This is a genomic window from Micromonospora sp. Utrum1 (genome assembly GCF_057197805.1).
On the sequence record NZ_CM170071.1, the window covers coordinates 5,990,777 to 6,016,990 of the forward strand.

A 26,214-nucleotide genomic window follows, 5' to 3' on the forward strand; every position below is an offset into this window, starting at 1 on the left:
CCCCACGACATCGTCAGCCACCCCGTCTGACGTCGGCCCGCCCTCCTGGGAGCGGGCTGCCGCCTGGCCCGCCACGTCAAGCGGACCTTGACGGCGCGCGGCAGCGGTGTGCTAGAGGAAGCCCAGTTGACGCGCCACATCCTGATGAACTGAAACCAGTTCAGCAAGCCGGATCGGCTTGCGAGACACCGCCGAGAGATCCTTGCCCTCCCTGGTCCACGGCGGCGGCCAGGCGCTGATCCCCTGATCCAGAGCAACGCTGGCCACCTCGGCTTCCCACCCCGCCCACCGCAAGCCCTCATAGAACTGAGTCATGGCGCCGGCGAACATCGCCTCCAGCCAGTCGCCATAGCCAAGCTCGAGATCCTGCCAAGCCAGGTCCTCCGGGCCGAAGTAGTGCACAGTCGGCCTAACACCCGGCTCCGCCTGCGACCACACGAACTGGCCGCCCATCACATCGAAAGCGACGACCAGACGACCAGCCGCGGGAACCATCTCGGCCGCCACATCCGGCAGCCCGTCGTGCCCGCCCCCGAGCACCCGAAGCCAACCGTGATCGATCAGCAGCCCGCCACTGTTGGCGACCACCGCCCCGAGCCACGACCTGGTCGTGATCTCCAAGGCCGCCAGGCAGGCTGCCGCCTGCTGAGGATCGGCAGGCAGCACCTCCACCGGATACGGGGCCGCCGCCGCCAACGCCGAAATCTCGGCCCACGCAGACTGTTCCACCCCCGCAGCCTGCCAGGGGCATCAGCCAAGCGACTTTGAGGGCCCTTCCGGTGTCGGGTCTCAGGACCTGCATCACAGATCGGCCCACGGGCTCAACCGGACGGCGTGACTGAGGACCACACCCCGAACCACTGCTCGGCGCCGTACTTTTCGAACCGCTCCACCTCGGTGAACCCCAGCTTCGCCGCAAGGCGCATCGACCTGACATTGGCGGTCTGGGTGCAGAGCACCACCGGCTCGCCGGGAAGCGCGCCGGCGAACCAGGCGAGCGCCGCGCATGCCTCGGCGGCGTACCCGCGTCCCCATGCCTCCGGCAGGAACAGGTAGCCGAGGTCGACCTCCCCCGACTTCGGACGAACTCGAGCCGGAGGACCTACCTTGCGCCGCTCGAGCGTGACCATGCCGATCATCGCGCCGTCGAGATCGACCGCAAAAAGGCCAGGACGCCGTCCCGGCACCTCAGCCGTCTCGCGCTCGAGTTCGTCACGGGGCCGAGCGCCACCGAGATAGGTGCCCACCTCCGGCGAGGCGAACAGCTCGACGAACGCCGCACGGTCCCGGGCCTCGGACTCACGGAGCACGAGCCGCTCGGTCCTGATCGGGGCGGGCGGCCAAGTGACCGGTCCCAGGTCTGTCATGCGCCGCAGACTAACCGCCTCGTGAGCAGCTTCCCGCCGGACGTGTCACCCACGTGCCCGAGCCTGACGCCAGCCGGGTGGGGACCGCGATGGGGGTGGAAAACCCCCAGGCGGAGTCGGAGGGTTTCCGGCTTCCGACCGCTGACGGCGCTGCCTAGCGTCGATTGTGTGATCGAACTACGTGAGCTGACCAAACGTTATGGCGGCCGGGTGGCCGTCGACGGGCTGAGCGTCCGGGTCCAGCCGGGGGTGGTGACCGGCTTCCTCGGCCCCAACGGATCCGGCAAGTCGACGACGATGCGGATGATCCTCGGCCTGGACACCCCGGACCATGGCCAGGCACTGATCGGCGGCGTCCGGTACCCGGACCTGAACTGGCCGTTGAAGACGGTCGGAGCGCTCCTCGATGCGGGGGCGTTCCATCCCGGCCGCAGCGCCCGTGCGCACCTGGCCGCACTGGCCGCGAGCAACGACATCCCCGGTTCCCGGGTCGAGCAGGTGCTGCGCATCGTCGGTCTGTCCGACGCGGCAACGAGACGTGCCGGTACGTACTCGCTCGGCATGCGCCAGCGGCTCGGCGTCGCTGTGGCTCTGCTCGGCGACCCGGGCGTCCTCCTGCTCGACGAGCCGGTCAACGGCCTGGATCCGGAGGGCATCCGCTGGATCCGGGACCTGCTGCGCGGACTCGCCGCCGAAGGCCGGACGGTGTTCGTGTCCAGCCACCTGATCGCCGAGATGGCGCTGACCGCGGACCGGCTGGTGGTCATCGGCCGCGGCCGGCTGCTGGCCGAGACGACCGTCGCCGAACTCGCCGCCGGCTACGACAACCTGGAGAACGCGTTCTTCCGGCTCACCTCGCAGGCCACCGACTATCGCAGTATGGGAGCGTCATGAACGGCTACGGATTCCGGCACGCGGCCCGGATGGAGCGGATCAAGCTGCGCAGCGTCCGATCGACGTGGTGGCTGGGGATCGCGGCGGTGGTCTCGATGGCCGGGGCCGGGGCCGGGGTGGGACTCGGCTACCGATCGCACACCCCGGTCGCCACCGCCGCCCAGATCCTGAACAACAGCCTCGGCGGCGCCATTCTGGCCCAGCTGCTCCTCGGAGCGCTCGGCGTCCTGATGGTGACCGGCGAATACGGCACAGGGATGATCCGCTCGACGTTGGCCGCCGTCCCGCGGCGTCGGATCGTCCTAGCCGCGAAGGTCGCCGTGTGCGGCGGCACGGCTCTCACCGTCGGCCTTGTCGCGAGCTTCGCCGGCTATCTGAGCGGGCAGCTCGCGATCCGCGGCACCGCCATCCCGGCCGCCTCCCTCGGGGACCCGGCGATCCTGCGCGCGGTCCTGCTGACCGGCGTATATCTGGGCGCCATCGCGCTGATCGGGGTCGGCATCGGGACGATCGTGCGGCACTCGGGCGCCGCGATCGGCACGCTGTTCGGTCTGATGTTCGTCCCGATGATCGTGGCCGGCCTGTTCGGCGAGAGCGGAATCGCCGTCGGCCGCTTCGTCCCGCTGCTGATGCTGCTCAACTCGATCGCGGTGACCTCGCCCGTACCCGGGCTGTTCGCAAGCTGGATCAGCGTGCTGCTGATGTGCGGGTACGCGGCGGTGGCGATCCTGTGCGGCGGAGTGCTGCTCCGCTATCGCGACGCGTGACCGGCGACAATGGGCTGATGACCGCGCTTCGCGCTCCGTTCACCACACTGGCCCTGCGCCGGGCGGTGTTCTGCGTCGCCGGCGTGGTCAGTGCGGCCGCGATCCTGAGCGCACCGGCGATCCCGCTGGCCCTGGGAGCCCTCGTCCTCTGGGCGACCGGAGCCATGTCCCAGGAGCCCGCACCTACCGTCGCACCGCTGTTCCTGGTCCTGCTTCCGCTCACCGTCGCGCTCCTGGTCGTGCTGGCCGCCCCGATCGGGCGCGCGATGGGAGCCGTGCACCGCTCACTAGCGGACCATCTGCTCGACGTGCACGTGGACGCCCCGCCGCCCCGGCTCTCGAGGCGGATCAGCGCCGTGGTCTCCGACGCATCAGGCTGGCGCGCCGTCGGGTACGGCCTGCTCAAGGTGCCACTGGCCATTCCCGAGGGCTACGGCGCGTTCTGCTACGTGTTCGGCCTGGTCAACCTCAGCTACCCGGTGTGGTGGCCGCTGTTCCGCAACCACCCGGCCGGAACGAGCCTCGGACCGGTGTGGGCGCTGACGCCGTTCGGCGCCATCGGTGCCCGGACGTTCGCCGGATCGTTCCTCATCGCCGCGGCCGGCCTCGCCATGCTGCTGGTCGCACCGTGGTTGATGCGAGCCGGTACGGCACTGGACGTTGCCGCGATGCGACGGCTGCTCGGTCCGCGTCGGCTCGCCGAGCGGGTACGCGAACTGCAGGTCACCCGGGCCCAGGCGATCGACGACGCGGCCGCGATGATGCGCAGGCTGGAACGGGACCTGCACGACGGCGCGCAGATCCGGCTGGCCACGCTGGCCATGAACCTCGGCATGGCGACCGAGAAGCTCGGTGCCGACGGTCCGCCACCCGACCTCGCACAGGCCCGCGAACTGGTCGCGCTCGCCCACCGCGGAGCGAAGGACGCCCTCGCCGACCTGCGCGACCTGGTGCGCGGGATCCACCCGCCGGTCCTCGACAACGGTCTCGGCGACGCGCTGGCGACGCTCGCGACGAGCAGCGCCATCCCGGTCGGGGTGCACGTCGAGCTGCCCGACCGCCCGGCGCCCGCGATCGAGACCATCGCCTACTTCTGCGCCTCCGAGCTGCTCGCGAACGCGGCCAAACACAGCCGGGCGACGCGTATCGGGCTCAGCGTCGTCCGATCCGGCGAGCGCCTGACGTTGACCGCCGAGGACGACGGCATCGGCGGGGCGAACCCGGACGGCCCCGGCCTGTCCGGCCTGGCCCGCCGCATCGCCGTCGTGGACGGCCGAATGCTCGTACACAGTCCGACCGGCGGTCCGACCCGGGTCGAGATCGAGCTGCCCACACACGTGTGAACGGAGGCGACGACATGCGGGTGGTGATCGCGGAGGATGCCGCGATGATGCGCGAAGGGCTGGTCCGACTGCTCACCGACCGCGGATTCGAGGTGTGCGCGGCGGTGGCCGACGCGGATGCGTTGCGGTCCGCGATTGCCGCCGTCGTACCGGATGTAGCCATCATCGACATCCGGATGCCACCGACGCACACCGACGAGGGGCTGCGCGCCGCGATCGACATCCGACGCGACCATCCCGACGTCGGTGTGCTGGTGTTCTCCCAGTACGTGGAGACCCGCTACGCGACCCGCCTGCTCGCCGATCGGCCGACCGGCGTCGGATATCTGCTCAAGGACCGCGTCGCCGACGTCGCCGATTTCGTGGACGCGCTGACCCGGGTGGCATCCGGTGGCACCGCACTGGATCCGGAGGTGGTCGGCCACCTGATGCGGGCCGGGCGGGACACGGCCGGGTTGGCGTCGCTGACCCCCCGGGAGCGTGAGGTGCTTTCGCTGATGGCCGAGGGACGATCCAACGCCGGGATCGCGGCGGCTCTTGTCATCACCCCTGGAGTCGTGGAAAAGCACGTGGCGAACATCTTCGCGAAACTCGGTCTGCCGTCCTCGGACAGCGACAACCGCCGGGTCCTGGCCGTCCTCCGCCACGTCAGCGGCTAACAGCCTTCGATCATGCCGCCCTGCCTTGACGTGTATGTATGGGTCCCCGGCTGCGAGCCGGATGTGTTCAGGGCCTTTGTCGACCGGTACGTCGCCGTCGATGATCCCGGCGACGAGCGGCTGCACCCGTTTCTGCGGACCTACGTCACGGGATCGCCCCGCAGTGGGGATGCCGAAGCCCTCCGGGGCCTCAGCCGAAGTGCAAACGCTGGCAGCGGCTTCTCGCTCTACGTCCGAGCTCGCAACCACTACCAGGCCATCATCACGGTCACCAGTGAAGGCGCTAGCGTGCTGGGCCTCAGCCTGGACGACCCCGACAACTCCGCGCAGACGCTGGAGCAGGCGGCCGAACTCATCGGCCGTCTCCGGCAGGAGTTCTCGTCCCCTGCTGAGCCCGAGATACTGCTGTCACCGGCTGCGCTCGCTGGTCCCCAATTGCCCGGGTGGCCAACTAAAGATCCGGTAACCACACCGGGAGGGGTCAGATGGAGACCTGGCGTGTCGTGGCGGCTGTCGTCATCGGCCCGGCTGTGAGCCTCGTAGGCGTCGCCCTGGCCACGAACTTTCACGGGGTGACGGAGTGGCACGTGCGGCGATCGATGTCCACCGCGAGCGTGCTACGGCGAGTCCCGCCATGGCGCTGGCTACCCGACGTCCCGCACGAGGAGCGTCTAGCGCGCTTCATCGTGCTGGAACGGGTGATGGGCGTAGCTTTCGCAGTGGCCGGCGTCATGATCTTAGTAACTGTCGGCCACAGCGCCTTGACCGGTCAGCCGATGCATACGGTGAAGTAGGCCGCTTCATCTCAGCCGCCGACCCGTCCTCGGGGAGCGGGCCGCCGCCCGGCCCGCCACGTCAAGCGGGCCTTGACGGCTCATACGGGCGCTGCCGGAGCAGCCTGAGTCGGCTCTCGTGTCACGGACCGCGCCAACGACGGACCGCGGCTTCAGCTGATGGGTGAAACTCCGTCGACTGTCGCTTCCCAAGAGCGCGCTAGGTGTTCTGCCGTGGCGAGCGGCTTCGTCGTTCCTGGCTCGTTTGGATGGAGTGATACGAGAGGAAGCGCCATGACTATGTTGGGACTCTGCGTCGGGCTGATGACGGATGGATGAGCCGGGCGGCGAGCGGCTCGTACGCGAGGAAGCCGGCTGGATGCGGGCGAGCTTCCTGGAGCTGCTCTTCGATCTTGTCTTCGTGTTCGCGCTCAATCAGGTCAGCTTGCGGCTGGGCGACGACTTCAGCACCGGGCACGAGCTCCTGATCGGTGAGGCTGCCCCGACCTTGCTGCTGTTCCTGGCGCTCTGGGTCCTGTGGCTGTCGACAGTCGCCTTGACCAGCCGACGACGTCCGGATTTGCTGCTGGTCCAGGCTCTCGTGTTCATGTCGATGGCCGGCGCCGTGGTGATGGCCGTCGTGGTACCGCAGGGGTTCGAGCAGCGGGCTCTCGTCTTCGCCGGCGCATATACGGCGGTCCGGATAAGCCGCCTGCTGCTCCTCCTGAGCGTCCGCCGTCAAACGGACCCCGTGGCGATTGCCGTGAGCGCGGTGCTGTGGATCGTGGGCGCGCTGGTGCACGACCAGGGTCTACGCGCCGTGCTCTGGGCCCTCGCGCTGGCCATCGGCTACGTCAGGGGCACGGCCGCTTTTGCGCGATTCGCTGGCGTACCAATCGCGGGTGAGCACGTGGCCGAGCGGTTGCAGCAGTTCTATTTGATCACGTTAGGTGAGGCGATCTTCGTGGCTGGCAAGGGGCTCAGCGCCAGTGACTTAGGCGCCCCGCATGCGGCCGGGTTCGGGCTTGCGTTCGTCGCCATCGTGCTGCTTTGGCGGGTCTATTTCTACCGGGCCGGCGCGACCCTGCCGCTGGCCATCACGGGTGCTCGGAACCCGCTCCGGCAGTCCGTGGCGGTGGCCGGGACTCACCTGCTCATGATCGCCGGTGTCTTCCTGGCCGGTGTCAGCTTCGATCTGTACATCATGGAGCCGCTCGGCCGGCCGGAACCGAACTGGCTCATCGCCATCCTCGGCGGGCCCGCGCTGTTCCTGGCCGGCCGGTCACTTCTCGAACTGCAGGCCTTCAGCCGAATCTCCCGATCGCGGCTGGCCGGCCTGCTCGCCCTGGGCCTTCTGATCCCGGCTACCTGGCACCTGCCGCCCCTGGCCGCCGGTGGCGCCGCCGCTGCGGTATTGGCCGGAGTCGCCGGCTCGGACGCTTGGCGCGCCCGCGGCCGCGCACCCGAGCTACCCGCCCCACGGATCTGACCCACCACGGAATCCCGGTCCTTCACGGGCGAACCGTCAGGGCCAGGCACCAGACGGGCCTCAAGAAATACCCAACGTCAAAAGGTCGTCTAGCCGGATGTGTCGCCTACTGCTGTCACCGCCCCAGGGAGTGATCTTCTCTGGGCGGTTTTCGCTGGTGGTTGGTGGTGGGCGCGGCAGGTTTCGAACCTGCGACCCCTCGCTTGTAAGGCGAGTGCTCTCCCACTGAGCTACGCGCCCGGAACGCCCGTACGGCGGGCCGGAGGGGCAAGCTTACCTGCCGGCCTCCGACCCGGTCGAACGACGTGCCCGGGTGGAATCAGGCGGCGACGGCCTCGGCGAGGGCCTTACGCCAGCCCTGCTGGTCCCGCGCCTCGCCGGGCATGTTCATCTCGGCGAAGCGGACCACGCCGGCCCGGTCGATGACGAAGGTGCCCCGGTTGGCGATGCCCGCGACGTCGTTGAAGACGCCGTACGCCTGGGCCACCGCGCCGTGCGGCCAGAAGTCGGCCAGCAGCGGGAACTGGTAGCCCTCCCGGTCGGCCCAGATCTTGTGCGCGTAGACCGAGTCGACGCTGACCGTCAGCACCTGGACGTCGTCGTTGACGTACTCGTTGAGGTTGTCCCGCACCTCGCACAGCTCGCCCTGGCAGATGCCGGTGAAGGCGAGCGGGTAGAAGACCAGCAGCACGGTGCGCCGGCCACGGAAGTCGGAGAGCCGGACCTCCTGGTTGTTCTGGTCCTTGAGCACGAAGTCCGGCGCCTCGGCGCCAACCTCGATGGGCATGGGAACTCCTCGGATCGGGTCTGGAGATGATCAGCCTGCCACACCCGGCGGCGTCGGCCGCCGGGAGCGACGCCGCCCTACTTCTTGCCCTTGGATCCGCGCCGGAGCACGAGGCGGGCGCCGCTCCAGTCGCGGCCCGCGTTGATGGTGGAGGTCTGCTGGAGGCCGGCGGTCTGCGCGCTCTCCGCGACCTCGCTCGGCTCGACGTGACCGTCCCGGCCGGCCTTGGGCGTCAGGAGCCAGACCACGCCGTTGTCGGCGAGCGGTCCGAGGGCGTCGACGAGGAGCTCGAAGAGGTCGCCGTCGCCGTCGCGGTACCAGACGAGAACCGCGTCGACCACCTCGTCGGTGTCCTCGTCGACCAGTTCTCCACTGCGGTCGGTCAGGGCGTCCCGGAGATCCTGGTCGACGTCGTCGTCGTAACCCATCTCCATGACGACCATCCCCGGCTCGATCCCGAACCGGTCCGCCAGGCTGCGTACCCCGTCGGCGGCCTGACCAGCGGTCGCGCTCACTGTCGCGTGCCTCCTCATCTCATCCCTGCTCGTGACGTCGTCCGACGCCGTCGGGCCCAGTCCACACAGTTGTGGCTCCCCGCGCAAGTGGCGCACCGGGTGCAACGGAATTTACCGTGCCAGCAGCGTACGGGCACCCTCGGTAATGGCTTCCTCGGAGACCAGAACCTGACGTGCCGCCGGACCTAATGGTACAAACGAGTCAAGCCCGGCGACTCGGCGCGCGGTGCCGACGTACCCGGCGTCGACCAGGGCGGCGATCACGCCCTCGCCCACCCCGCCCGAGCGGCGGGTCTCGTCGGCGACCAGCACCCGGCCGGTGGCCGAGGCCTCCCGGATGATGTCCGCCACCGGCAGCGGGGCCAGCCAGCGCAGGTCCACCACCCGGCTGCCGATGCCCTCGTCGGCCAGCGTGGCCGCCGCCCGCAGCGACATCCGCACGCCGTTACCGAAGGTGATGATGGTCAGGTCGTCGGCCGAGCCGACCCCGTACACCCGGGCGCGGCCGATCGGCACGTGGCGGCTGGCCCAGGCGCCGGGCTCGGCGTACTCGGCCAGCCACTCGCCGTCGCCCTCGGTGTAGAGGTCGCGGGTGTGGTAGAGCGCGATCGGCTCCAGGAAGACGCTGACCGCGCCGTCCACCGCGGCGGCGGCCAGGCAGGTACGCAGCATCGGCGCGGCGTCGTCCGGCCGGGCCGGCACCGCGATGACCAGCCCCGGCACGTCGCGGAGCACGGCCACCGAGTTGTCGTTGTGGAAGTGCCCGCCGAACCCCTCCTGGTACGCCAGCCCCGCCACCCGCACCACCATCGGGTTGCGGAACGCCCCCCGCGAGAAGAACCGCATGGTCGCCGCCTCGCCCCGGAGTTGGTCCTCGGCGTTGTGCAGGTACGCCAGGTACTGGATCTCCGGCACCGGCAGCATCCCGGCCACGCCCGCGCCCAGCGCCAGCCCGAGGATCGAGGTCTCGTCGAGCAGGGTGTCGAACACCCGCGCCGCCCCGAATCTGGTCTGCAGCCCCTTGGTCACCCCGTACACGCCGCCCTTGGCGGCCACGTCCTCGCCGAAGACGGCCATCCCGGGGTGGTCGAGCATCCCGTCGGCCAGGGCCGCGTTGATGCTCTGCGCCAGGGTCAGCGGCCCGGCCAGTTCCGGCAGCTTGCCGGCGAACGCCTCGGCCCGCGCGTCGGCGGCCGGGCCGGCCGCCCGGGTCGCCGCGTCGGCGACCGCCCGCGAGATGCGGACCGGCCGGCGCGGGGCCAGCTCGGCGACCACGTCGACCGGGGAGGTCAGCTTCGGCTCGTCGAGCACCTCCTCGGCGAGCCGGCGGATCTGCCAGCCGCGCTCGTCGTAGCGGGCCAGCAGTTCCTCGGCGGTGGCGTAGCCGGCCTCGACCAGCCGCCGGGCGGTGGCCAGCAGCGGGTCCCGCGCCACGTCCGCGGCGATCTCGGCCGGGCTCCGGTACGCGGGCTCCGCGTCCGCGCCGGCGTGCCCCATCAGCCGTACGGTGCCGAGGTGCAGCACGGCCGGCCGCCGGTGCCGGCGTACCCAGGCCGCCGCCTCCTCCGCCACCCGGTACGCCTCGGCCACGTCCGTGCCGTCGGCGGCGAAGTAGCGGATTCCCGGCCTGGCCCGCAGGGTCGCGGCCACCCAGCCCCGCGGTGACCGCACGCTGATTCCGAGCCCGTTGTCCTCGCAGACGAAGAGGACCGGGATGCGCAGCCCGGCGTGGTCGTACCAGCCGGCGGTGTTGAACGCCGCCGTGGCGGTGGCGTGGTTGACCGAGGCGTCGCCGAACGAGCAGACCACGATGGCGTCCGGCGGCCAGGGCCCGGCGTCCCCGTCGGCCGGCCGGCCGCCGCGGCGCAGCCGTTCCAGGGCGAGCCCCATGCCGACGGCCCGGGGCAGGTGCGAGGCGATGGTGGAGGTGGTCGGGATGACCGCGAGGTCGGCCCGGCCGAAGACCTTGTGTCGGCCCCCGGCGATCGGCTCCGCGGCGGAGGCGACCATTCCGCGCAGCACGTCGCGGGCCGCGGCCGCGTAGGCGTCGTCGGGGTCGGGCAGGGGCAGTTCGGGTACGCCGGCCGTCGCCGCGCCGGCGGCGTCCACGGCCACCCCGGCCCCGGTCGGCAGGCTCGCCGTCTCGTCCTCGGCACCGGTCCGGAGGGACCCGCCCGGCGCTCCGCCGCCGTCGACCGGCGGTCCCGCCGCCGGGCCGTCCGTCGGCGTCGCCGCAGCTGACCCGCCCTCCGCGTCCGGGCCGGCCCCGGCGCCCGACGGGTCCGAGGTGGCGCCGGACGGGTCCGCTCCGGCGCCAGACGGGTCGGCACCGACGTCGGACGAGGTCGCACCGGGGTCGGAAAGGGCCGCACCGGGGTCGGAAAGGACCGGACCCGGGTCGGACGGTTCTGCGGCGGGGCCGGCGGCCACGATGTCGGTCACCTGCCCGGGCTCGGGCACCGCATCGACGAACTCGCGCCCGGCGTTCGCGCCGTCGTCGGCCGGGGTGCGCGGGTCGGGGATCAGGGCGGCCGGGCCGTCGGAATCGTCGGCGTCCTGGACCGCCGCGCTTGCCGGGACGGCGCCCGCCGCCTGGGCGGCGCGCAGGCAGTAGAAGGCCCCGGAGCGGTAGTGCAGCAGGGCGGGGTCGGTCGGCCGCAGCGCGGCGGCCACCGCGGCGTTGCCCTCGTGGCCGGCGGAGCCGATCGTGTAGTACCCCTCGCCGAAGCTGCGCAGCCAGCGTCCGGCGAGGTCGAGCAGCCGGCTGGTCAGCTGGGCGTCGAACACGGCGAGCGCCTGCGCCCCGGTCAGCGGCGCGCCGCCGGGCAGCGGTTCACCCAGGTCCCGCCGCTGGGCGGGGGCGCCGAGCGCGGTCAGGGCGGCCCGGAACCGGTCGTCGAGCTCTTGCGGGGTGGTCACGTCGGACAGCATTACCGACCGGAGCCCACCTCGCCCAGTCGGACACGGACCGCCCGGCCGGGCTCAGTCCTCCCCGCACCGCTCCGGGCAGCCGCCGTCGGAGACCTTCCAGACCAGCTCACGCAGGGTGGCCAGCTCTGCGGTGGTGAGCCCGCCGAGGAGTCGGGAGTCGGACATCACCTGACGGACCCGGTCCCGGACGCGCCGGCCCTCGGCGGTCACCACCAGCGTCTTCTGCCGCCGGTCGGCCGGGTCGACCCGCCGCTCCACCAGCCCCGCCTGCTCCAGCTTGTCGACCAGCCCGGTGACGTTGGAGCGGTCGCAGCGCAACTGCTCGGCGAGGTCACGGGCGGGCAGCGGGTGGTCGGGGTCCAGCTCGTGCAGGGCGCGGGCGGCGGCCGGGGTGAGCCCCAGCGCGGCGATCTCCTCGTCCTGGTAGTGCCGCATGGCCGAGGCGATGTGCATGATCCGGCGCACGGCGTCCCCGGCCAGGCCGCAGCGGTCGCCGACGTCGGAACCGGCGGTGGGGACGGTGGATTGCGCCATGCCTCACATCCTACTTGCGAAACTGATTGTTGAGCAGCTCTGCTGTTGAGCAGCTCACGTAAATCGCGTGCGGCATCGTCCCTGGAGGCATCCGTGTCCGAGTTCTCCGTCCTGGCTCTCTCCGGCAGCCTGCGCGAGGCGTCGTTCAACACCGCGCTGATCCGGGCGGCACAGCGCCTCGCCGCCGACGGCATGACCATCGAGCAGTACGCCGGCCTCGCCGCCATCCCGCCGTTCAACGAGGACGTCGAGCCGGAGCCACCGGCCGCGGTGGTGGACCTGCGGGAGCGGATCGCCGCCGCGGACGCCCTGCTCATCGCGACCCCCGAGTACAACTACGGGGTGCCCGGGGTGCTCAAGAACGCTCTGGACTGGGCGTCCCGGCCGAGCTTCCCGGTCACCAGCTGGGTTTCGCCGCTGGCGCACAAGCCGGTGGCCATCGTCGGCGCGGCCCCGACCGGCATGGGCACGGTCCGCGCCCAGCTCCAGCTCCGGCAGCTCTTCCTCGTGACCGACTCGGCCGTCGTCACCAAGCCGGAGATCATCGTGACCAACGCGCACGAGAAGCTGGCCCAGGACGGCACGGTCCACGACGCCACCACGGAGACCTTGCTCCGCGGCCTCCTGGAGGCCCTGGCCGCCAAGATCCGGGTCACCCGGCTCGCCACCGCCACGGTCTGAGCCGCCTCCCGGGCGGCCCCGGGTCACGGCCGCGAGCCGACGACCTCGGGACCGCCCGGGACCGGCCGGGTGACCGGCGCCGGGCGGACGGCCCGCCGGGCGGCGACGGCGCCGGCCAGCAGCAGAACGGCGGTCAGGACCGCCGGGGGCAGGACGAGCACCGGGCCGCGCCGGCCGGTCGCGGCCAGGGCGAGATGCAGTCCGCCGACCAGGGTGACCCCCAGCACGGCGGCGAGCAGCGTGCCGGTGGAGACCAGTGCGGAGAGCGCCGCGGCCGCCCCGGCCGGCAGGGCGCCGGCGAGCCGGGTGACCAGCGGGCTGAACGCCGCCGCGTGCGCCGCCCCGCCGGCCACCAGCAGCGCGCTTCCCGCCGGCCACGGCCAGCCCGCCACGGAGAGCCCGGCCAGCGCCAGCACCACCGCCGCCAGCACCGGCGGGCCGGCGACCGGCAGCACCGCCCGGACCCGCTCCGGCAGCCGCGCCACCACCAGGCCGCACAGGGCGAAACCCACGGCGTACGGGAGGAAGGCCAGTCCCGCCGCCAGCGCCGTGAAGCCCAGCCCGTCCTGGAGCCGCAGGGTGAGCACGAACAGGAAGCCGGCGTAGCAGCCCATCACGGCGCAGCAGGCCACCAGCCCGGCCGGCACCCCGGGGTGGCGCAGCACCGTCACGTCCAGCAGCGGAGCCGCCGAACGGCGGGCGCGCCGGGCCTCGTACCCGAGGAAGAGCCGCAGCCCGACGGCGCCGGCGCCGGCCGCGGCGGCCCGGACCCAGCCGGGCCAGCCGAGGTCCCCGCCGAGCACCAGCGGCAGCACCAGGGTGAGCACCGCGACAGTGAGGAGCACCACGCCCGGCAGGTCGAGCGGCTCCCGCCGGGGCGGGTCGGCCGGCAGGCCGGCGAAGACCCGCCGCCCGACGAGCTGGAGCAGCACGCCGACCGGCACGTTGATCAGGAACGCGGCCCGCCAGGTCAGGCCGCCGAGGTCGAGGGTCACCAGCAGCCCGCCGAGGACCTGGCCGGCGGCCACACCGAGGGCCAGCACCATCGAGTACGCCCCGATCGCCCGCGCCCGGGCCGCAGCCGGGACCGCCGCCTGGATCAGCGCGAGCACCTGCGGCACCATCAGCGCGCCGGCCGCCCCCTGGGCGACCCGGGCCAGCACCAGCGCGACCGGCCCCGGGGCGAGGCCGCAGGCCAGCGAGGCGACGGTGAAGCCGGCCAGGCCGAGCAGGAAGATCCGTGGGTAGCCGTGCCGGGCGCCGAGCCGGGCGCCGACGACCACCAGCACGGCGAAGGTGAGCGTGTAGCCGGCCAGCACGAGCTGCTGCACGGCCGGCGGCCCGGCCAGGTCGGCGCGGATCGCGGGCGCGGCCACCGCCGCGATCGAGGTGTCCATGGAGGCCATCGCCTGCCCGGTGAGCAGGACGGTGAGCAGGGCGGCGGTCCGGCGGGGCGACTCGGTCACGCCGCCACCCTGCCGGCCGGTGCGGCCGGCGGTCTTGTCGATCCTTGCGGGACCGTCCTGTCACCCGGTCGGCCTACCCTGACCGGCATGCGTACCGCCGTGCCGCTGCTGACGCACCCGGACTTCTCGATCAGCGTGGTGCGGTGCCGCGATGACCACACCGGCTGGTCCGCGCCCGAGCCGGCCACCGCGTACGGCCTGGTGCTGACCCGCCGGGGCGGCTTCCGCCGGGCCGGGCGCGGCGGCCCCGAGTTCGTCGAGCCGACCGTGGCCTACCTGACCCTGCCCGGCGAGGAGGAGCGCTTCGCCCACCCGGCGGGCGGGGACGACTGCACCTCGGTGCACCTGTCGGCGCGGCTGTGGCGGGAGCTGTTCGCGGACCGGCCGGTGCCGGCCGTGGTGCACGTCGACGCCCGGGTGGACCTGGCCCACCGGCTGCTGCTGCGGGCCGCGGGCGACCCCGACCACGCGGCGGCCGAGCGGCTGGTCCGGCTGGTCGGCGCGGCCACCGGGCCGGCGGCGGGCGAGAGCGGGCGGGACCGGCGGCTGGTCGAGCGGGCGCGGGCCGCCCTGCACGACGACGCTCCCGAGGCCGCCGGGCTGCTGCCGCTGGCCCGGGCGCTCGGGGTCTCGCCCTACCGGCTCAGCCGCCAGTTCCAGGCCCGGTTCGGGGTGCCGTTGACCCGCTACCGCAACCGGCTGCGCGTCGGGCGGCTCCTCGACCGGCTCGAGGAGGGCGCAGAGAGCCTGGCCGGCCTCGCCACCGAGCTGGGCTTCGCCGACCAGGCCCATCTGACCCGCACGGTTCGCGCCCAGCTGGGCCACACCCCGGGCCGGCTGCGTCGGCTGCTGGGCTGACGCCCGCTCCGCCGGGCTCAGCCGGGCAGGAACGAGAAGCGGACCTGCCGGCTCGGGTTGTCGCCGTTGGTGTCGACCAGGCAGATCGACTGCCAGGTGCCGAGCTGGAGCCGCCCGCCGAGCACCGGCAGGGTGGCGTACGGGGGGACGAAGGCGGGCAGCACGTGGTCCCGGCCGTGCCCGGGCGAGCCGTGCCGGTGCCGCCAGCGGTCGTCGCCGGGGAGCAGGTCGTCCAGGGCGCGCAGCAGGTCGTCGTCCGACCCCGAACCGGTCTCGATGATCGCCAGCCCGGCGGTGGCGTGCGGCACGAAGACGTGCAGCAGGCCGTCCCCTTCGCCGGCGACGAACCGCTCGGCCTCGCTGGTGATGTCCCGGACGGCCGGCCGCGACCCGGTCTGGACGCTGATCACCTCACTGCGCATACGGCGCATTCTGCCGCAGCCGGGCGGCGACCGCGGCCGGTGTCGCCGGCCGGCCCGGCACAGCCGGTCATCGCACAAAGTTACCGGCGAGTACCTGTGTTCAGCGTCGCGTCTGGGGGAGGGAGACGTGACGACGAGCGCCACCAGGGGGCAGGATGGCGCTAGAGACCTATCCCACACAGAACCGAGGGAACGCCTGTGGCTACGGAACGCAAGCGCCCGGTGATCACCGCTGGTCTGCCGAGCCAGCTTCCGGACATCGACCCTGAAGAGACCAGCGAATGGGTCGAGTCGCTTGACGGTGTCATCGACGAGCGCGGAACCAAGCGCGCCCGCTATGTCATGCTGAGCCTGCTGGAGCGGGCCCGCGAGCGCCAGGTCGGGGTGCCGTCCCTGACCACCACCGACTACATCAACACCATCCCGCCGGAGCGCGAGCCGTGGTTCCCGGGTGACGAGCACGTCGAGCGGCGGCTCCGGGCCTACATCCGGTGGAACGCCGCCATGCTGGTCCACCGGGCGCAGCGACCGGAGATCGGCGTGGGTGGCCACATCTCCACCTTCGCCAGCTCCGCGTCCCTCTACGAGGTGGGCTTCAACCACTTCTTCCGGGGCAAGGACCACCCGGGCGGCGGCGACCACATCTTCTACCAGGGCCACGCCTCCCCCGGCATGTACGCGCGGGCCTTCCTGGAGGGCCGGCTCAGCGCCGACCAGCTCGACGGCTTCCGGCAGGAGCTGTCGCATCCGGGTGGCGCGCTGCCGTCGTACCCGCACCCGCGGCTGATGCCCGACTTCTGGGAGTTCCCCACGGTGTCGATGGGCCTCGGCCCGATGAACGCCATCTACCAGGCGCGGTTCAACCGCTACCTGCAGCACCGGGGCATCAAGGACACCTCGCAGCAGCACGTCTGGGCGTTCCTGGGCGACGGCGAGATGGACGAGGTCGAGTCGCTCGGCGCGATCGGCGTGGCGGCCCGCGAGGAGCTGGACAACCTCACCTTCGTGATCAACTGCAACCTGCAGCGGCTGGACGGCCCGGTCCGCGGCAACGGCAAGGTCATGCAGGAACTGGAGGCGTTCTTCCGGGGCGCCGGCTGGAACGTCATTAAGGTGGTCTGGGGCCGGGAGTGGGATCCGCTGCTTGCCGCGGACACCGACGGCGCCCTGGTCAACCTCATGAACACCACGCCCGACGGTGACTACCAGACCTACAAGGCCGAGTCCGGGGCGTACGTCCGGGAGCACTTCTTCGGGCGGGACCCACGCACCCGCAAGATGGTCGAGCACCTGAGCGACGACGAGATCTGGAACCTCAAGCGGGGTGGCCACGACTACCGGAAGCTCTACGCGGCCTACAAGGCGGCGATGGAGCACACCGGCCAGCCGACGGTGATCCTGGCCAAGACGATCAAGGGCTGGACGCTGGGCTCGCACTTCGAGGCCCGCAACGCCACCCACCAGATGAAGAAGCTGACGCTGGAGGACCTGAAGCTCTTCCGCGACCGGCTCTACCTGGACATCCCGGACAAGCAGCTGGAGGAGAACCCGTACCTCCCGCCGTACTTCCACCCGGGCGAGAAGTCCGACGAGATGGAGTACCTGCACGAGCGGCGCAAGCAGCTCGGCGGCTACCTGCCCTCGCGGCGGACCAGTCACAAGACGCTGCAGATCCCGGGCCCCGAGCGGTTCGCCGACGTCAAGCGGGGCTCGGGCAAGCAGAAGGTGGCCACCACCATGGCCTTCGTCCGCCTGCTCAAGGACGTGATGAAGGACAAGGAGTTCGGCAAGCGCTGGGTGCCGATCATCCCGGACGAGGCCCGCACCTTCGGCATGGACTCGCTCTTCCCGACGGCGAAGATCTACTCGCCGCACGGCCAGCGGTACACCTCGGTGGACCGGGAGCTGTTCCTGTCGTACAAGGAGGCCACCACCGGCCAGATCCTGCACGAGGGGATCAACGAGGCCGGCTCGGTCGCCTCGTTCACCGCGGCGGGCACGTCCTACGCCACCCACGGCGAGCCGATGATCCCGATGTACATCTTCTATTCGATGTTCGGGTTCCAGCGGACCGGCGACGGGCTCTGGGCGGCGGCCGACCAGATGGCGCGGGGCTTCCTGCTCGGCGCGACGGCGGGCCGGACCACGCTCAACGGTGAGGGCCTCCAGCACGAGGACGGCCACTCGCACCTGATCGCCGCCACCAACCCGGCCGTGGTCGCCTACGACCCGGCGTTCGCCTTCGAGATGGCGCACATCCTGGAGAGCGGTCTGCACCGGATGTACGGCGAGGCGCAGGAGAACGTCTTCTACTACCTCACCGTCTACAACGAGCCGATCTTCCAGCCGGCCGAGCCGCAGGGCGTGGACGTCGAGGGCATCGTCAAGGGCATCTACCGCTACTCGCCGGCCCCGCAGGTCGGCGGGGACGCGCCGAAGGCGAACGTCCTGGCCTCCGGCACCGGCATGCAGTGGGCGCTCAAGGCCCAGCAGCTGCTCGCCGAGGACTGGGGCGTGGCCGCCGACGTCTGGTCGGTGACGTCCTGGACCGAGCTGCGCCGGGACGCGGTGGAGTGCGAGGAGCACAACCTGCTCAACCCGGGCGGCGAGCAGCGGGTGCCGTACATCCAGCGGAAGCTGGCCGAGGCCGACGGGCCGAAGGTCGCGGTGAGCGACTGGATGCGCGCGGTGCCGGACCTGATCGCCCGCTGGGTGCCCGGCGACTACACCTCGCTCGGCACCGACGGCTTCGGCATGTCGGACACGCGGCACGCGCTGCGGCGCCACTTCCACGTGGACGCCGAGTCGGTGGCCGTCGCGACGCTGCGCCAGCTCGCCCTGCGCGGCGCGGTGCCGGCCCACGTGCCGGCCGAGGCCGCCAAGAAGTACGCGCTGGACGACGTCACCGCCGCCCCGGTCGGGGAGACCGGCGGCGACAGCTGACCAGTCCGTAGGAAGGGCCCGGCGCATCCGCGCTGGGCCCTTCGTCATGTGCGGGGCACCGCGGCGGAGGCGACGATGGTCCGGCGTCCCTGGCGGGGACGCCGGACCATCACCATCGCGGGCGACGCCGGGACAGGCTCGGTCAACCGACGGCGGCCAGGTCGGTCAGCCGGGCCAGCGAGTCCTCCAGATCGGCGCCGACCCGGCGCAGGCCGAGCCGGAGCAGGGCGGCCTTGACCGGCCCGGCGGGCCACCGTACGACGATGAGCCGCACGACCGTCCCGCCCTCCTCCTCGTCCGGGGTCAGCTGTACGTAGATCTCGGTGCGCGCCTCGGCCCGGGCGCCGGCGCCCTTGGCCCGTTCGCGCCAGCCGATCAGGGTCGGCTCCTGGTAGGCGATCACCTCGGCCTCGTGCGCCGCGCCCCGCCCGGCCTGGACCAGTTGTCGCCGGCCGAACCCCTCCCCGGAGAGGACCTCGGCCGCGCGGACCCCTGCCAGCCAGGCCGGCAACTGCTCGGCCCGCTGCACCACATCCCAGACCGCTTCCACCGGCGCCATCACGTGCGCACTGCGCTCCACGAGGATCATGTCTATCTTTCCCCCACTTAAAACACATCCGCGATATTCGGCACTCTATGTGTAAATCGGACTTAAGCGGACGGGTTCGGAAAAGACACGCCGAAAACCCTTGCCCTGCCAGCCTTTGCGGGACTATGGCGCGGCGACCGCCCGGGCCCTAGAGTCGCGAGCACGCTTCGCGTTTCTGGGAGGGCGAATGACGAGCGCGCCGATGCCCGAGTTCCCCGCCGGCTTCCGGTGGGGGGTGTCCACCTCCGCGTACCAGATCGAGGGGGCGGTCACCGCCGGCGGGCGCGGGCCGTCCATCTGGGACACCTTCGCCCACTCCCCCGGCCGGATCGTCGACGGCAGCACCGGCGACGAGGCGTGCGACCACTACCACCGGTACGCCGAGGACGTCGGGCTGCTGGCCGGGCTGGGGGTGTCCGCGTACCGGTTCTCCATCGCCTGGCCCCGGGTGCAGCCGGCCGGCACCAGCCCGGCGAACCCGGCCGGGCTGGACTTCTACGACCGGCTGGTGGACGCCCTGCTCGCCGCCGGCGTGGACCCGGTCGCCACCCTCTTCCACTGGGACCTGCCGCAGGCCCTGGAGGACGCCGGCGGCTGGCTGAACCGGGACACCGCCCACCACTTCGCCGAGTACGCCGACCTGGTCGCCGCCCGCCTCGGCGACCGGGTGAAGCTCTGGATCACCCTCAACGAGCCGTTCATCCACATGAGCCTCGGGCACGGCATGGGCGTGCACGCCCCCGGCCGGATGCTGCTCTTCGACGCGTCCCCGGTGGCCCACCACCAGCTCCTCGGGCACGGCCTCGCCGTCTCCGCGCTGCGCGCCCGCAGCACCAGCCCGGTGGCCATCGCCAACAACTACTCGCCGGTGCGGCTCGCCGGGGAGACCGACGCCGACCGGGCCGCCGGGGCGGCGTACGACGCGCTGCACAACCGGCTCTTCACCGACCCGCTGCTCGGTCGCGGCTACCCGGCGGAGCCGGGCTTCGACCCGGCCGTGGTGCGGGCCGGGGACCTCGACGTGATCGCCGCCCCGATCGACGTGCTCGGAGTGAACTACTACAACCCGACCGGCATCCGCGCGCCCGCCGACGAGGACTCGCCGCTGCCGTTCGAGATCGTGCCGCTGACCGGCTACCCGCGCACCGCCTTCGACTGGCCGGTGGCCCCGGACGGGCTGCGCGAGATGCTCCTCCAACTCCACCACCGGTACGGCGACGCGCTGCCGCCCATCCAGATCACCGAGAGCGGCTGCGCGTACGACGACGTGCCGGACGCCGACGGCCGGGTGCCCGACCCGGACCGGATCGCGTACCTGGACGGGCACCTGCGGGCGGTGCGCGAGGCGATGGCCGCCGGGGTGCCGGTGACCGGGTACTTCGTCTGGTCGCTGCTGGACAACTGGGAGTGGGCCGAGGGCTTCACCAAGCGGTTCGGCCTGGTCCACGTCGACTACGCCACCCAGCGGCGCACCCCGAAGTCGTCGTACGCCTGGTTCCGGGACCTGGTCCGGCGATGACCACCGTCAACCCGACGCCGGCCTCGCTGCCGGCGGCGCTCGCCGAGCCGACCGTGCCGGTGCGGCGGAGCTGGATCGCGCTGATCTTCGCGGCCAATCTGGGCGTCTGGATGGCCTTCTTCACCCCGATCCAGGTGCTGCTGCCGCAGCAGGTGGAACGGATCGCGCCGGCCGACAAGGAGGCCATGCTGGCGGTGGTCACCGGCCTCGGCGCGCTCGCCGCCGTGCTGGCGAATCCGCTGGCCGGGGCGCTGTCCGACCGGACCTCGCTGCGCCTGGCGAACCGGCACCTCGGCCGCCGGCACGTCTGGACCGCCACCGGCGCGGTGGTCGGCGCGTTCGCCCTGGTGCTGCTGGCCCGGCAGGACAGCATCGCCGGGGTGGCGCTCGCCTGGGTCGCCGCCCAGGTCTGCTTCAACGCCATGCTGGCCAGCCTCACCGCCGCCATCCCGGACCGGGTGCCGGTGGCGCAGCGCGGCGGCGTCTCCGGCTGGGTGGGCATCCCGCAGGCGCTCGGCCTGGTGGTCGGCGCGGTGCTGGTCACCGCCGTGGTCACCGGCAACGCCGCCGGGTACGCCGCCATCGCGCTCGCGGTGCTGCTGCTGTCCCTGCCGTTCGCGCTGCTCACCCAGGACGACCCGCTGCCCCGCGAGCACCGGTCGCCGCTGCGCCCGCGCGCGCTGCTCGCCTCGATGTGGATCAGCCCGCGCCGGCACCCCGACTTCGCCTGGGCCTGGTTCACCCGGTTCCTGGTGCAGACCGGCAACGCGCTCGGCACGCTCTACCTGCTCTACTTCCTCACCGACGGGGTGCGGGCGGCCGACCCCGAGGGCGCCCTGCTGGTGCTGATCCTGCTCTACACGCTCGGCATGATGCTCACCGCCGTGGTGGCCGGGCGGCTCTCCGACCGCTCGGGCCGGCGCAAGGTCTTCGTGATCGTCTCCGGGCTGATCATGGCGGTGGCGGCGACCCTGCTCGCGGTGGCCCCGACCTGGCCGATGGCGATCGTCGCCGCGCTGCTGCTCGGCGCCGGCTACGGCGTCTACCTGGCGGTGGACGCGGCGCTGATCACCCAGGTGCTGCCGGCCGCCACCGACCGGGCCAAGGACCTCGGCGTGATCAACATCGCGAACTCGGCGCCGCAGGTGCTCGGCCCGGCGCTCTCCGCGCCGATCGTGGTGCACCTGGGCGGCTACCCCACGCTGTACGCGGTCACCGCGGCGGTCACCCTGGTCGGCAGTGCCCTGGTCGTGAAGATCAAGGCGGTGCCCTGAACCGGCCCCCTGCCGGAAAGCGGTCGCGGCCCGCCGTAGGCTGGGGGACGTGACGGTACGTGTACGCTTCGCCCCCTCCCCGACCGGAATGTTCCACGTCGGCGGCGCCCGCTCGGCCCTGCAGAACTGGATCTACGCCAAGCAGCAGGGCGGGGTGTTCGTGCTCCGCATCGAGGACACCGACGCGGCCCGCAACAAGCCCGAGTGGACCGAGGGGATCCTCTCCGCGCTCGACTGGATCGGCATCGCGCGGGGCAGCTACGAGGGCCCGTACTTCCAGTCCTCGTACGCCGGTGAGCACCGGGCCGCCGCTCAGCGGCTCTACGAGGGCGGCCGGGCGTACTACTGCGACTGCACCCGGGAGGACGTGCAGGCGCGCACCGGCTCGCAGTACCAGGGCTACGACGGCTTCTGCCGCGACCGCGGCCTGACGCCGGGCGAGGGCCGGGCGCTGCGCTTCCGCACCCCCGACGAGGGCGAGACCGTGGTGGTCGACCTGATCCGCGGCGAGCCGACGTTCGAGAACAAGCTGATCGAGGACTTCGTCATCGCCCGCGCCGACGGCTCGGCGGTCTTCCTGCTGGCCAACGTCGTCGACGACATGACGATGGGGATCACCCACGTGATCCGGGCCGAGGAGCACCTGCCCAACACGCCCAAGCAGCAGCTGCTCTGGGACGCGCTCGGGGTCAAGCCGCCGGTCTGGGCGCACGTGCCCGTGGTGGTCAACGAGAAGCGGCAGAAGCTCTCCAAGCGGCGGGACAAGGTCGCCCTGGAGGCGTACCGGGACGAGGGTTACCTCGCCGAGGCGATGCGCAACTACCTGATGCTGCTCGGCTGGGCCCCCTCCGGCGACCGGGAGATCGTGCCCTGGTCGGTGATCGAGGAGGAGTTCCGGCTGGAGGAGGTCAACCCCTCCCCCGCCTTCTTCGACGAGAAGAAGCTGCGCGCGTTCAACGGCGACTACATCCGGGCGCTGCCGATCGAGGACTTCATCACCGAGTGCCAGCCGTGGCTGACCGGCACCGACACGATCGCCCCGCCGCCCTGGCAGCCGGGGGAGTTCGACCCCGCCGCCTTCGCCGTGGTCGCCCCGCTGGCGCAGACCCGGATCGCGGTGCTCAGCGAGATCGTGCCGAACGTCGACTTCCTCTTCCTGGCCGACCCGCTGATCGACGAGGGGGCCTGGGCCAAGGCGATGAAGGGGGGCGCGGCCGACCTGCTGGACGCGGCGATCGCCGCCTTCGAGGCGCTGGAGTCGTGGGGCGCCGAGTCGCTGAAGTCCACGCTGGAGGCGGTCGGTGCGGAGCGCGGCCTGAAGCTGGGCAAGGCGCAGGCGCCCGTCCGCGTGGCGGTCACCGGCCGGACCGTCGGCCTGCCGCTCTTCGAGTCGCTGGAGGTGCTCGGCCGCGACCGCACGCTGACCCGGCTGCGCGCCGCCCGGGTGCGCCTGTTCTGACCCCGCAACGCGAGGGGCCCGCCGGTCGTCCGGCGGGCCCCCTTTCGCGTACCCGGGGGGGGTCAGCCGCGGGATCGGCGGCGCAGCAGCAGGCCGGTGCCCAGCGCGACCAGCACCACGGCCGCGCCGATCGCCCACAGCCAGCCCGTACCCCCGTCGTCGTCCACCTCGTCGGCGGCGGGGGCCGGGCTCACCGCGGCGGTCGTCGGCGGGGCGGTCGGGGTGGTCGGGACGGCGCTGGTCGGGGCGGCGGTGGCCGACGGCGGAGCGGCGGCCGTGCCGGTGGTCAGGGTGAACCGGATCTCCCCGGTCACCGGATGGCCGTCGGCCGAGCCGACCCGGTAGGCCACGATGTAGAGGCCGGCGGCGCCCGGGGCGAACGGCACGCTCACCCGGTTGCCGGCGAAGGTCGGCGCACCGCCGGCGGCGGGCACGTTGTCCGGCCCGGTGATTGTGATCTTCGTCGTCGCGGGCGCCGGCGAGGCGAGGAACCGGAGCTCGATCCGCTTCGGCGCGGCGGCCACCCGCGCCCCGTTCTTCGGATCGCTGCCGGTCAACGAGTTGTGCGCGGCCGCCGGCGCGGCCGGCAGCAGCATCGAGACCCCGGCCGCCACCCCGAGCACCACCGACCAGCCACGCGCCACACGGGCGACCCTGCCCCCCATGAACCCCTCCATCCGGGTACGATCCGGCCGCTGATCATCGGCCGCTCTGTTGGTCGGTCGCAGATCGCAAATAGTTCCAAATACTCTCCCAGCGAGTGCAACCAAGCGCCATTCTGCGGAGTCTTTGAGGTGGACGCCGGTCCGCGCCCGGCGGCCACCCCTCGGCCGATCCAGCGCGACCTGTAACGAAGCCACCCATCGAACGGGGCGAGGAGGCGGCGATGGTCCGTAAGGTGAGGCGGCTGCTGGCAGCCGTGGCCGGGGTGGTGGTGGCGACGGCATGCTCGCTGGCCCTCGCCGCCGCGGCGGCGCAGGCGGCGCCCAAGCCCAAGCTCCCACCGGCCGGAGTGGACATCACCGGCCACCAGCTCGACCAGCCGCTGCAACTGCGCGCCGACACCCGGCCGGCCGAGGTGAACATGGTCGTCGACCAGGTCGAGTGGCTGGGCGCCAGCGGCCAGCAGCGCGGCCCGGCGGCCAAGGACCTCGGTCCGAAATACACGGTCGTGCTGCTCATCGGCGACAACCCGATGAAGACCTACGACCTCTACCCGCTCGCCAAGGGCGGCCCCCGGGTCTACCGGCCGGCCAAGCAGCCCGACCTGAGCAAGACCCGGGCCGGCTGGTTCTTCGGCCGGCTCAACATGTCCGAGACGCTGCGCGCCGCCGGGGTGCCGCTGGAGCGGCAGCTCGACACGCTCAGCGGCGGCATCGGCGGCGGCGAGCGGGTCATCCCCGAGGAAGCGCTCGACCCGGTGCAGGACATCGACGACGCGCTGGGCGAACTCCAGCGGCTGCTGCTGCTCAACGTCGGGGTGATGGTGGTCATCACCGCGGGCCTCGCCGGCATCGCGCTGCTGGTGCGCCGCCGCACCCGCTGAGCCCGGCTCCGACCTCCAGCACGACCTTGCCCCGGACGTGCCCCGCCGCCACCAGGCGCTGCGCCTCGGCCGCCTCGGCCAGCGGGAACGTCCGGGCCACGTGCACGGTGAGCCGGCCGGCGTCGACCAGCCCGGCCAGCACGCTCAGGTCGTCCGTGGACGGCTTCACGAAGACGTAGCTGCCACCGAGCCGGGTGACGTGCTCCGGGTCGGCCGTGGAGATCAGCCGCGCCGGCCGGGCGAGCAGCTCGGCGGAGACGTCCAGCGCGTCGCCGCCGAACAGGTCCAGCGCCACGTCCACCCCGTCGGGCGCGACCGCGCGGACCCGGTCCAGCAGGCCGGCGCCGTAGCTGACCGGCTCCGCGCCCAGCGACCGGACGAAGTCGTGGTTGGCCTCGCTCGCCGTGCCGATCACCCGGTGGGCCCCGAGCGCCCGGACCAGCTGCACCGCCAGGTGCCCCACCCCGCCGGACGCGCCGTGCACCAGCACCGTGTCGCCCGCGCCGGTGCGGGCCAGCTGCAACGCCTGGTAGGCGGTGAGCCCGGCCAGCGGCAGCCCGCCGGCCTCGGCCCACGACGACTGCACCGGCTTGTCGGCCAGGCACCGCTCCGGCGCCGGAACCAGCTCCGCGTACGTGCCGTGCTGCACGTCGTCGCGCCGGACGTAGCCGATCACCTCGTCACCGACCGCGAACCCGGCCACCGCCGGCCCGACCGCCTCGACGACCCCGGCGGCGTCCCAGCCGGGCACCAGCGGGAAGTGGTTCGGCATGAGGCCGGCCAGGTGACCCTCGCGGATCTTCCCGTCGACCGGGTTCACCCCGGCGGCCCGCACCCGGACCAGGACCGTGTCCGGCCCCACCGGCGGGGTGGGCAGGTCGCGCAGGGTGAGCTGGTCGGCGGGGCCGTACGCGTCGATCGCCATCGCCTTCACCCGGCCCACGCTAGCCGCCGGACGGCGGCCGCGGGGTCAGCACCAGCGGCGCGGGGGCCTCTCCCGGCGCACGGTGCGGGTGCGCGGCCGGACCGGACCGTGCCGGTGCGCGCCCGCCCAACCGGGCAGGTCGCTGCGGCAGCCCTGCGCCGGCTCCGCCTCGGGCCCGGCCGGGGGCACCGTCTCGACGGCCCGCTGGCGGGGCACGGGCGGCTCCTCGTCCGCGCGCTCGGGCGTCCAACCCGCACCCGGCTCCGCCGGATGGGTCAGGCCCGTCCAGCGCGGGTGCTTGGCGGGCGCCGGCTGTTCGTGGTGGCCCAGCCGGCAGGGCTCGCCCTGGGCGCAGCCGTGCTCGGCCTCCCCCTGCGCCATCCCGGTCTCCTCACGTTCGCCATCGCCCGTCGGGCGGTCGTCACCCCGACGTGCTCTGACACCGTACTGGCCGGGCCCGACGGGGTGTTCAG

General features: G+C 72.6%; 25 protein-coding genes and 1 tRNA gene. 13 read left to right on the plus strand and 13 right to left on the minus strand.

Annotated features, from left to right (window positions below; genetic code table 11):
- Nucleotides 1-111: 111 nt before the first annotated feature.
- Nucleotides 112-729, minus strand: a complete 618-nt coding sequence (locus AC0OLQ_RS28085; protein WP_484528751.1) for a DUF2625 family protein — start codon at nucleotides 727-729, stop codon at nucleotides 112-114.
- Nucleotides 730-821: 92 nt separating this feature from the next.
- The gene (locus tag AC0OLQ_RS28090) at nucleotides 822-1,367 is read right to left on the minus strand and encodes a GNAT family N-acetyltransferase (RefSeq protein WP_484528752.1); all 546 of its coding nucleotides are present in this window, start codon (nucleotides 1,365-1,367) and stop codon (nucleotides 822-824) included.
- A gap of 168 nt (nucleotides 1,368-1,535) precedes the next feature.
- On the opposite strand from AC0OLQ_RS28090, the gene AC0OLQ_RS28095 reads away from it, so the two are divergent.
- From AC0OLQ_RS28095 to AC0OLQ_RS28120, 6 genes are all read left to right on the plus strand, one after another.
- On the plus strand, nucleotides 1,536-2,261 hold the full coding sequence (locus AC0OLQ_RS28095; protein WP_484528753.1) for an ABC transporter ATP-binding protein: 726 nt from the start codon (nucleotides 1,536-1,538) through the stop codon (nucleotides 2,259-2,261).
- Entirely contained in the window at nucleotides 2,258-3,028 is a 771-nt protein-coding gene (locus AC0OLQ_RS28100; RefSeq protein WP_484528754.1) for an ABC transporter permease subunit, read from the plus strand. Before AC0OLQ_RS28095 ends, AC0OLQ_RS28100 begins: the two co-directional genes overlap by 4 nt.
- Before the next feature lie 17 nt (nucleotides 3,029-3,045).
- Nucleotides 3,046-4,371 (plus strand): sensor histidine kinase, encoded by a 1,326-nt coding sequence (locus AC0OLQ_RS28105; protein WP_484528755.1) that lies wholly within the window; start codon nucleotides 3,046-3,048, stop codon nucleotides 4,369-4,371.
- A gap of 14 nt (nucleotides 4,372-4,385) precedes the next feature.
- Nucleotides 4,386-5,030: a LuxR C-terminal-related transcriptional regulator gene (locus AC0OLQ_RS28110; protein WP_484528756.1), complete on the plus strand. Its 645-nt coding sequence runs from the start codon at nucleotides 4,386-4,388 to the stop codon at nucleotides 5,028-5,030.
- A 12-nt stretch (nucleotides 5,031-5,042) separates the two neighbouring features.
- Nucleotides 5,043-5,564, plus strand: a complete 522-nt coding sequence (locus tag AC0OLQ_RS28115) for a hypothetical protein (RefSeq protein ID WP_484528757.1) — start codon at nucleotides 5,043-5,045, stop codon at nucleotides 5,562-5,564.
- Nucleotides 5,565-6,134: 570 nt separating this feature from the next.
- On the plus strand, nucleotides 6,135-7,292 hold the full coding sequence (locus tag AC0OLQ_RS28120) for a low temperature requirement protein A (RefSeq protein ID WP_484528758.1): 1,158 nt from the start codon (nucleotides 6,135-6,137) through the stop codon (nucleotides 7,290-7,292).
- Between the two features lie 165 nt (nucleotides 7,293-7,457).
- Here the strand turns inward: AC0OLQ_RS28120 and AC0OLQ_RS28125 are convergent.
- The 5 genes from AC0OLQ_RS28125 to AC0OLQ_RS28145 all read right to left on the minus strand — a co-directional run bounded on the left by AC0OLQ_RS28125 (nucleotide 7,458) and on the right by AC0OLQ_RS28145 (nucleotide 12,059).
- Nucleotides 7,458-7,532, minus strand: a tRNA-Val gene (locus AC0OLQ_RS28125).
- Nucleotides 7,533-7,611: 79 nt separating this feature from the next.
- The gene (locus tag AC0OLQ_RS28130; protein WP_484528759.1) at nucleotides 7,612-8,079 is read right to left on the minus strand and encodes a peroxiredoxin; all 468 of its coding nucleotides are present in this window, start codon (nucleotides 8,077-8,079) and stop codon (nucleotides 7,612-7,614) included.
- Nucleotides 8,080-8,156: 77 nt separating this feature from the next.
- Nucleotides 8,157-8,594 (minus strand): DUF3052 domain-containing protein, encoded by a 438-nt coding sequence (locus tag AC0OLQ_RS28135; protein ID WP_357335880.1) that lies wholly within the window; start codon nucleotides 8,592-8,594, stop codon nucleotides 8,157-8,159.
- A gap of 111 nt (nucleotides 8,595-8,705) precedes the next feature.
- On the minus strand, nucleotides 8,706-11,525 hold the full coding sequence (locus tag AC0OLQ_RS28140) for a thiamine pyrophosphate-dependent enzyme (protein WP_484528760.1): 2,820 nt from the start codon (nucleotides 11,523-11,525) through the stop codon (nucleotides 8,706-8,708).
- A 51-nt stretch (nucleotides 11,526-11,576) separates the two neighbouring features.
- The gene (locus tag AC0OLQ_RS28145) at nucleotides 11,577-12,059 is read right to left on the minus strand and encodes a MarR family winged helix-turn-helix transcriptional regulator (protein ID WP_484528761.1); all 483 of its coding nucleotides are present in this window, start codon (nucleotides 12,057-12,059) and stop codon (nucleotides 11,577-11,579) included.
- Between the two features lie 93 nt (nucleotides 12,060-12,152).
- Between AC0OLQ_RS28145 and AC0OLQ_RS28150 the strand changes: the two genes are divergently transcribed.
- Nucleotides 12,153-12,740: an NADPH-dependent FMN reductase gene (locus AC0OLQ_RS28150; RefSeq protein ID WP_357335887.1), complete on the plus strand. Its 588-nt coding sequence runs from the start codon at nucleotides 12,153-12,155 to the stop codon at nucleotides 12,738-12,740.
- 23 nt (nucleotides 12,741-12,763) lie between these two features.
- On the opposite strand, the gene AC0OLQ_RS28155 is transcribed toward AC0OLQ_RS28150, so the two are convergent.
- Nucleotides 12,764-14,206, minus strand: coding sequence for an MFS transporter (locus AC0OLQ_RS28155; RefSeq protein ID WP_484528762.1), 1,443 nt, complete (start codon nucleotides 14,204-14,206; stop codon nucleotides 12,764-12,766).
- A gap of 87 nt (nucleotides 14,207-14,293) precedes the next feature.
- Between AC0OLQ_RS28155 and AC0OLQ_RS28160 the strand changes: the two genes are divergently transcribed.
- The gene (locus AC0OLQ_RS28160) at nucleotides 14,294-15,064 is read left to right on the plus strand and encodes an AraC family transcriptional regulator (protein ID WP_484528763.1); all 771 of its coding nucleotides are present in this window, start codon (nucleotides 14,294-14,296) and stop codon (nucleotides 15,062-15,064) included.
- A gap of 17 nt (nucleotides 15,065-15,081) precedes the next feature.
- Here the strand turns inward: AC0OLQ_RS28160 and AC0OLQ_RS28165 are convergent, their stop codons facing one another.
- A complete protein-coding gene (locus tag AC0OLQ_RS28165; RefSeq protein WP_357335894.1) occupies nucleotides 15,082-15,486 on the minus strand; it encodes a YjbQ family protein in 405 nt (134 codons plus the stop codon).
- 198 nt (nucleotides 15,487-15,684) lie between these two features.
- Here AC0OLQ_RS28165 and aceE point away from each other — a divergent pair, with 198 nt between their 5' ends.
- Nucleotides 15,685-18,429 carry a pyruvate dehydrogenase (acetyl-transferring), homodimeric type gene (gene aceE / locus AC0OLQ_RS28170; protein ID WP_484528764.1) on the plus strand — a complete coding sequence of 915 codons (2,745 nt, stop codon included), beginning with the start codon at nucleotides 15,685-15,687 and terminating at the stop codon, nucleotides 18,427-18,429.
- A 142-nt stretch (nucleotides 18,430-18,571) separates the two neighbouring features.
- Here aceE and AC0OLQ_RS28175 read toward each other — a convergent pair whose 3' ends face one another.
- Nucleotides 18,572-19,018, minus strand: a complete 447-nt coding sequence (locus AC0OLQ_RS28175) for an SRPBCC family protein (RefSeq protein ID WP_046570642.1) — start codon at nucleotides 19,016-19,018, stop codon at nucleotides 18,572-18,574.
- Between the two features lie 187 nt (nucleotides 19,019-19,205).
- Between AC0OLQ_RS28175 and AC0OLQ_RS28180 the strand changes: the two genes are divergently transcribed.
- Genes AC0OLQ_RS28180 through gltX form a run of 3 tightly spaced genes read left to right on the plus strand, consistent with a single transcriptional unit; the run spans nucleotide 19,206 to nucleotide 23,270 of the window.
- Nucleotides 19,206-20,537, plus strand: coding sequence for a GH1 family beta-glucosidase (locus tag AC0OLQ_RS28180; protein ID WP_484528765.1), 1,332 nt, complete (start codon nucleotides 19,206-19,208; stop codon nucleotides 20,535-20,537).
- Nucleotides 20,534-21,811, plus strand: coding sequence for an MFS transporter (locus AC0OLQ_RS28185; protein WP_484528766.1), 1,278 nt, complete (start codon nucleotides 20,534-20,536; stop codon nucleotides 21,809-21,811). Before AC0OLQ_RS28180 ends, AC0OLQ_RS28185 begins: the two co-directional genes overlap by 4 nt.
- Nucleotides 21,812-21,860: 49 nt before the next feature.
- Complete coding sequence (gltX, locus tag AC0OLQ_RS28190) at nucleotides 21,861-23,270, plus strand: glutamate--tRNA ligase (RefSeq protein ID WP_484528767.1); 1,410 nt, start codon at nucleotides 21,861-21,863, stop codon at nucleotides 23,268-23,270.
- Nucleotides 23,271-23,332: 62 nt separating this feature from the next.
- On the opposite strand, the gene AC0OLQ_RS28195 is transcribed toward gltX, so the two are convergent.
- Nucleotides 23,333-23,935 carry a copper resistance CopC family protein gene (locus AC0OLQ_RS28195; protein WP_484528768.1) on the minus strand — a complete coding sequence of 201 codons (603 nt, stop codon included), beginning with the start codon at nucleotides 23,933-23,935 and terminating at the stop codon, nucleotides 23,333-23,335.
- A gap of 221 nt (nucleotides 23,936-24,156) precedes the next feature.
- Here AC0OLQ_RS28195 and AC0OLQ_RS28200 point away from each other — a divergent pair, with 221 nt between their 5' ends.
- Complete coding sequence (locus AC0OLQ_RS28200; RefSeq protein WP_357341437.1) at nucleotides 24,157-24,816, plus strand: hypothetical protein; 660 nt, start codon at nucleotides 24,157-24,159, stop codon at nucleotides 24,814-24,816.
- Here the strand turns inward: AC0OLQ_RS28200 and AC0OLQ_RS28205 are convergent.
- Complete coding sequence (locus tag AC0OLQ_RS28205) at nucleotides 24,764-25,741, minus strand: NADP-dependent oxidoreductase (RefSeq protein WP_484532452.1); 978 nt, start codon at nucleotides 25,739-25,741, stop codon at nucleotides 24,764-24,766. The genes AC0OLQ_RS28200 and AC0OLQ_RS28205 overlap by 53 nt on opposite strands.
- A gap of 45 nt (nucleotides 25,742-25,786) precedes the next feature.
- Nucleotides 25,787-26,122 carry a hypothetical protein gene (locus AC0OLQ_RS28210; RefSeq protein ID WP_484528769.1) on the minus strand — a complete coding sequence of 112 codons (336 nt, stop codon included), beginning with the start codon at nucleotides 26,120-26,122 and terminating at the stop codon, nucleotides 25,787-25,789.
- Between the last annotated feature and the right edge of the window lie 92 nt (nucleotides 26,123-26,214).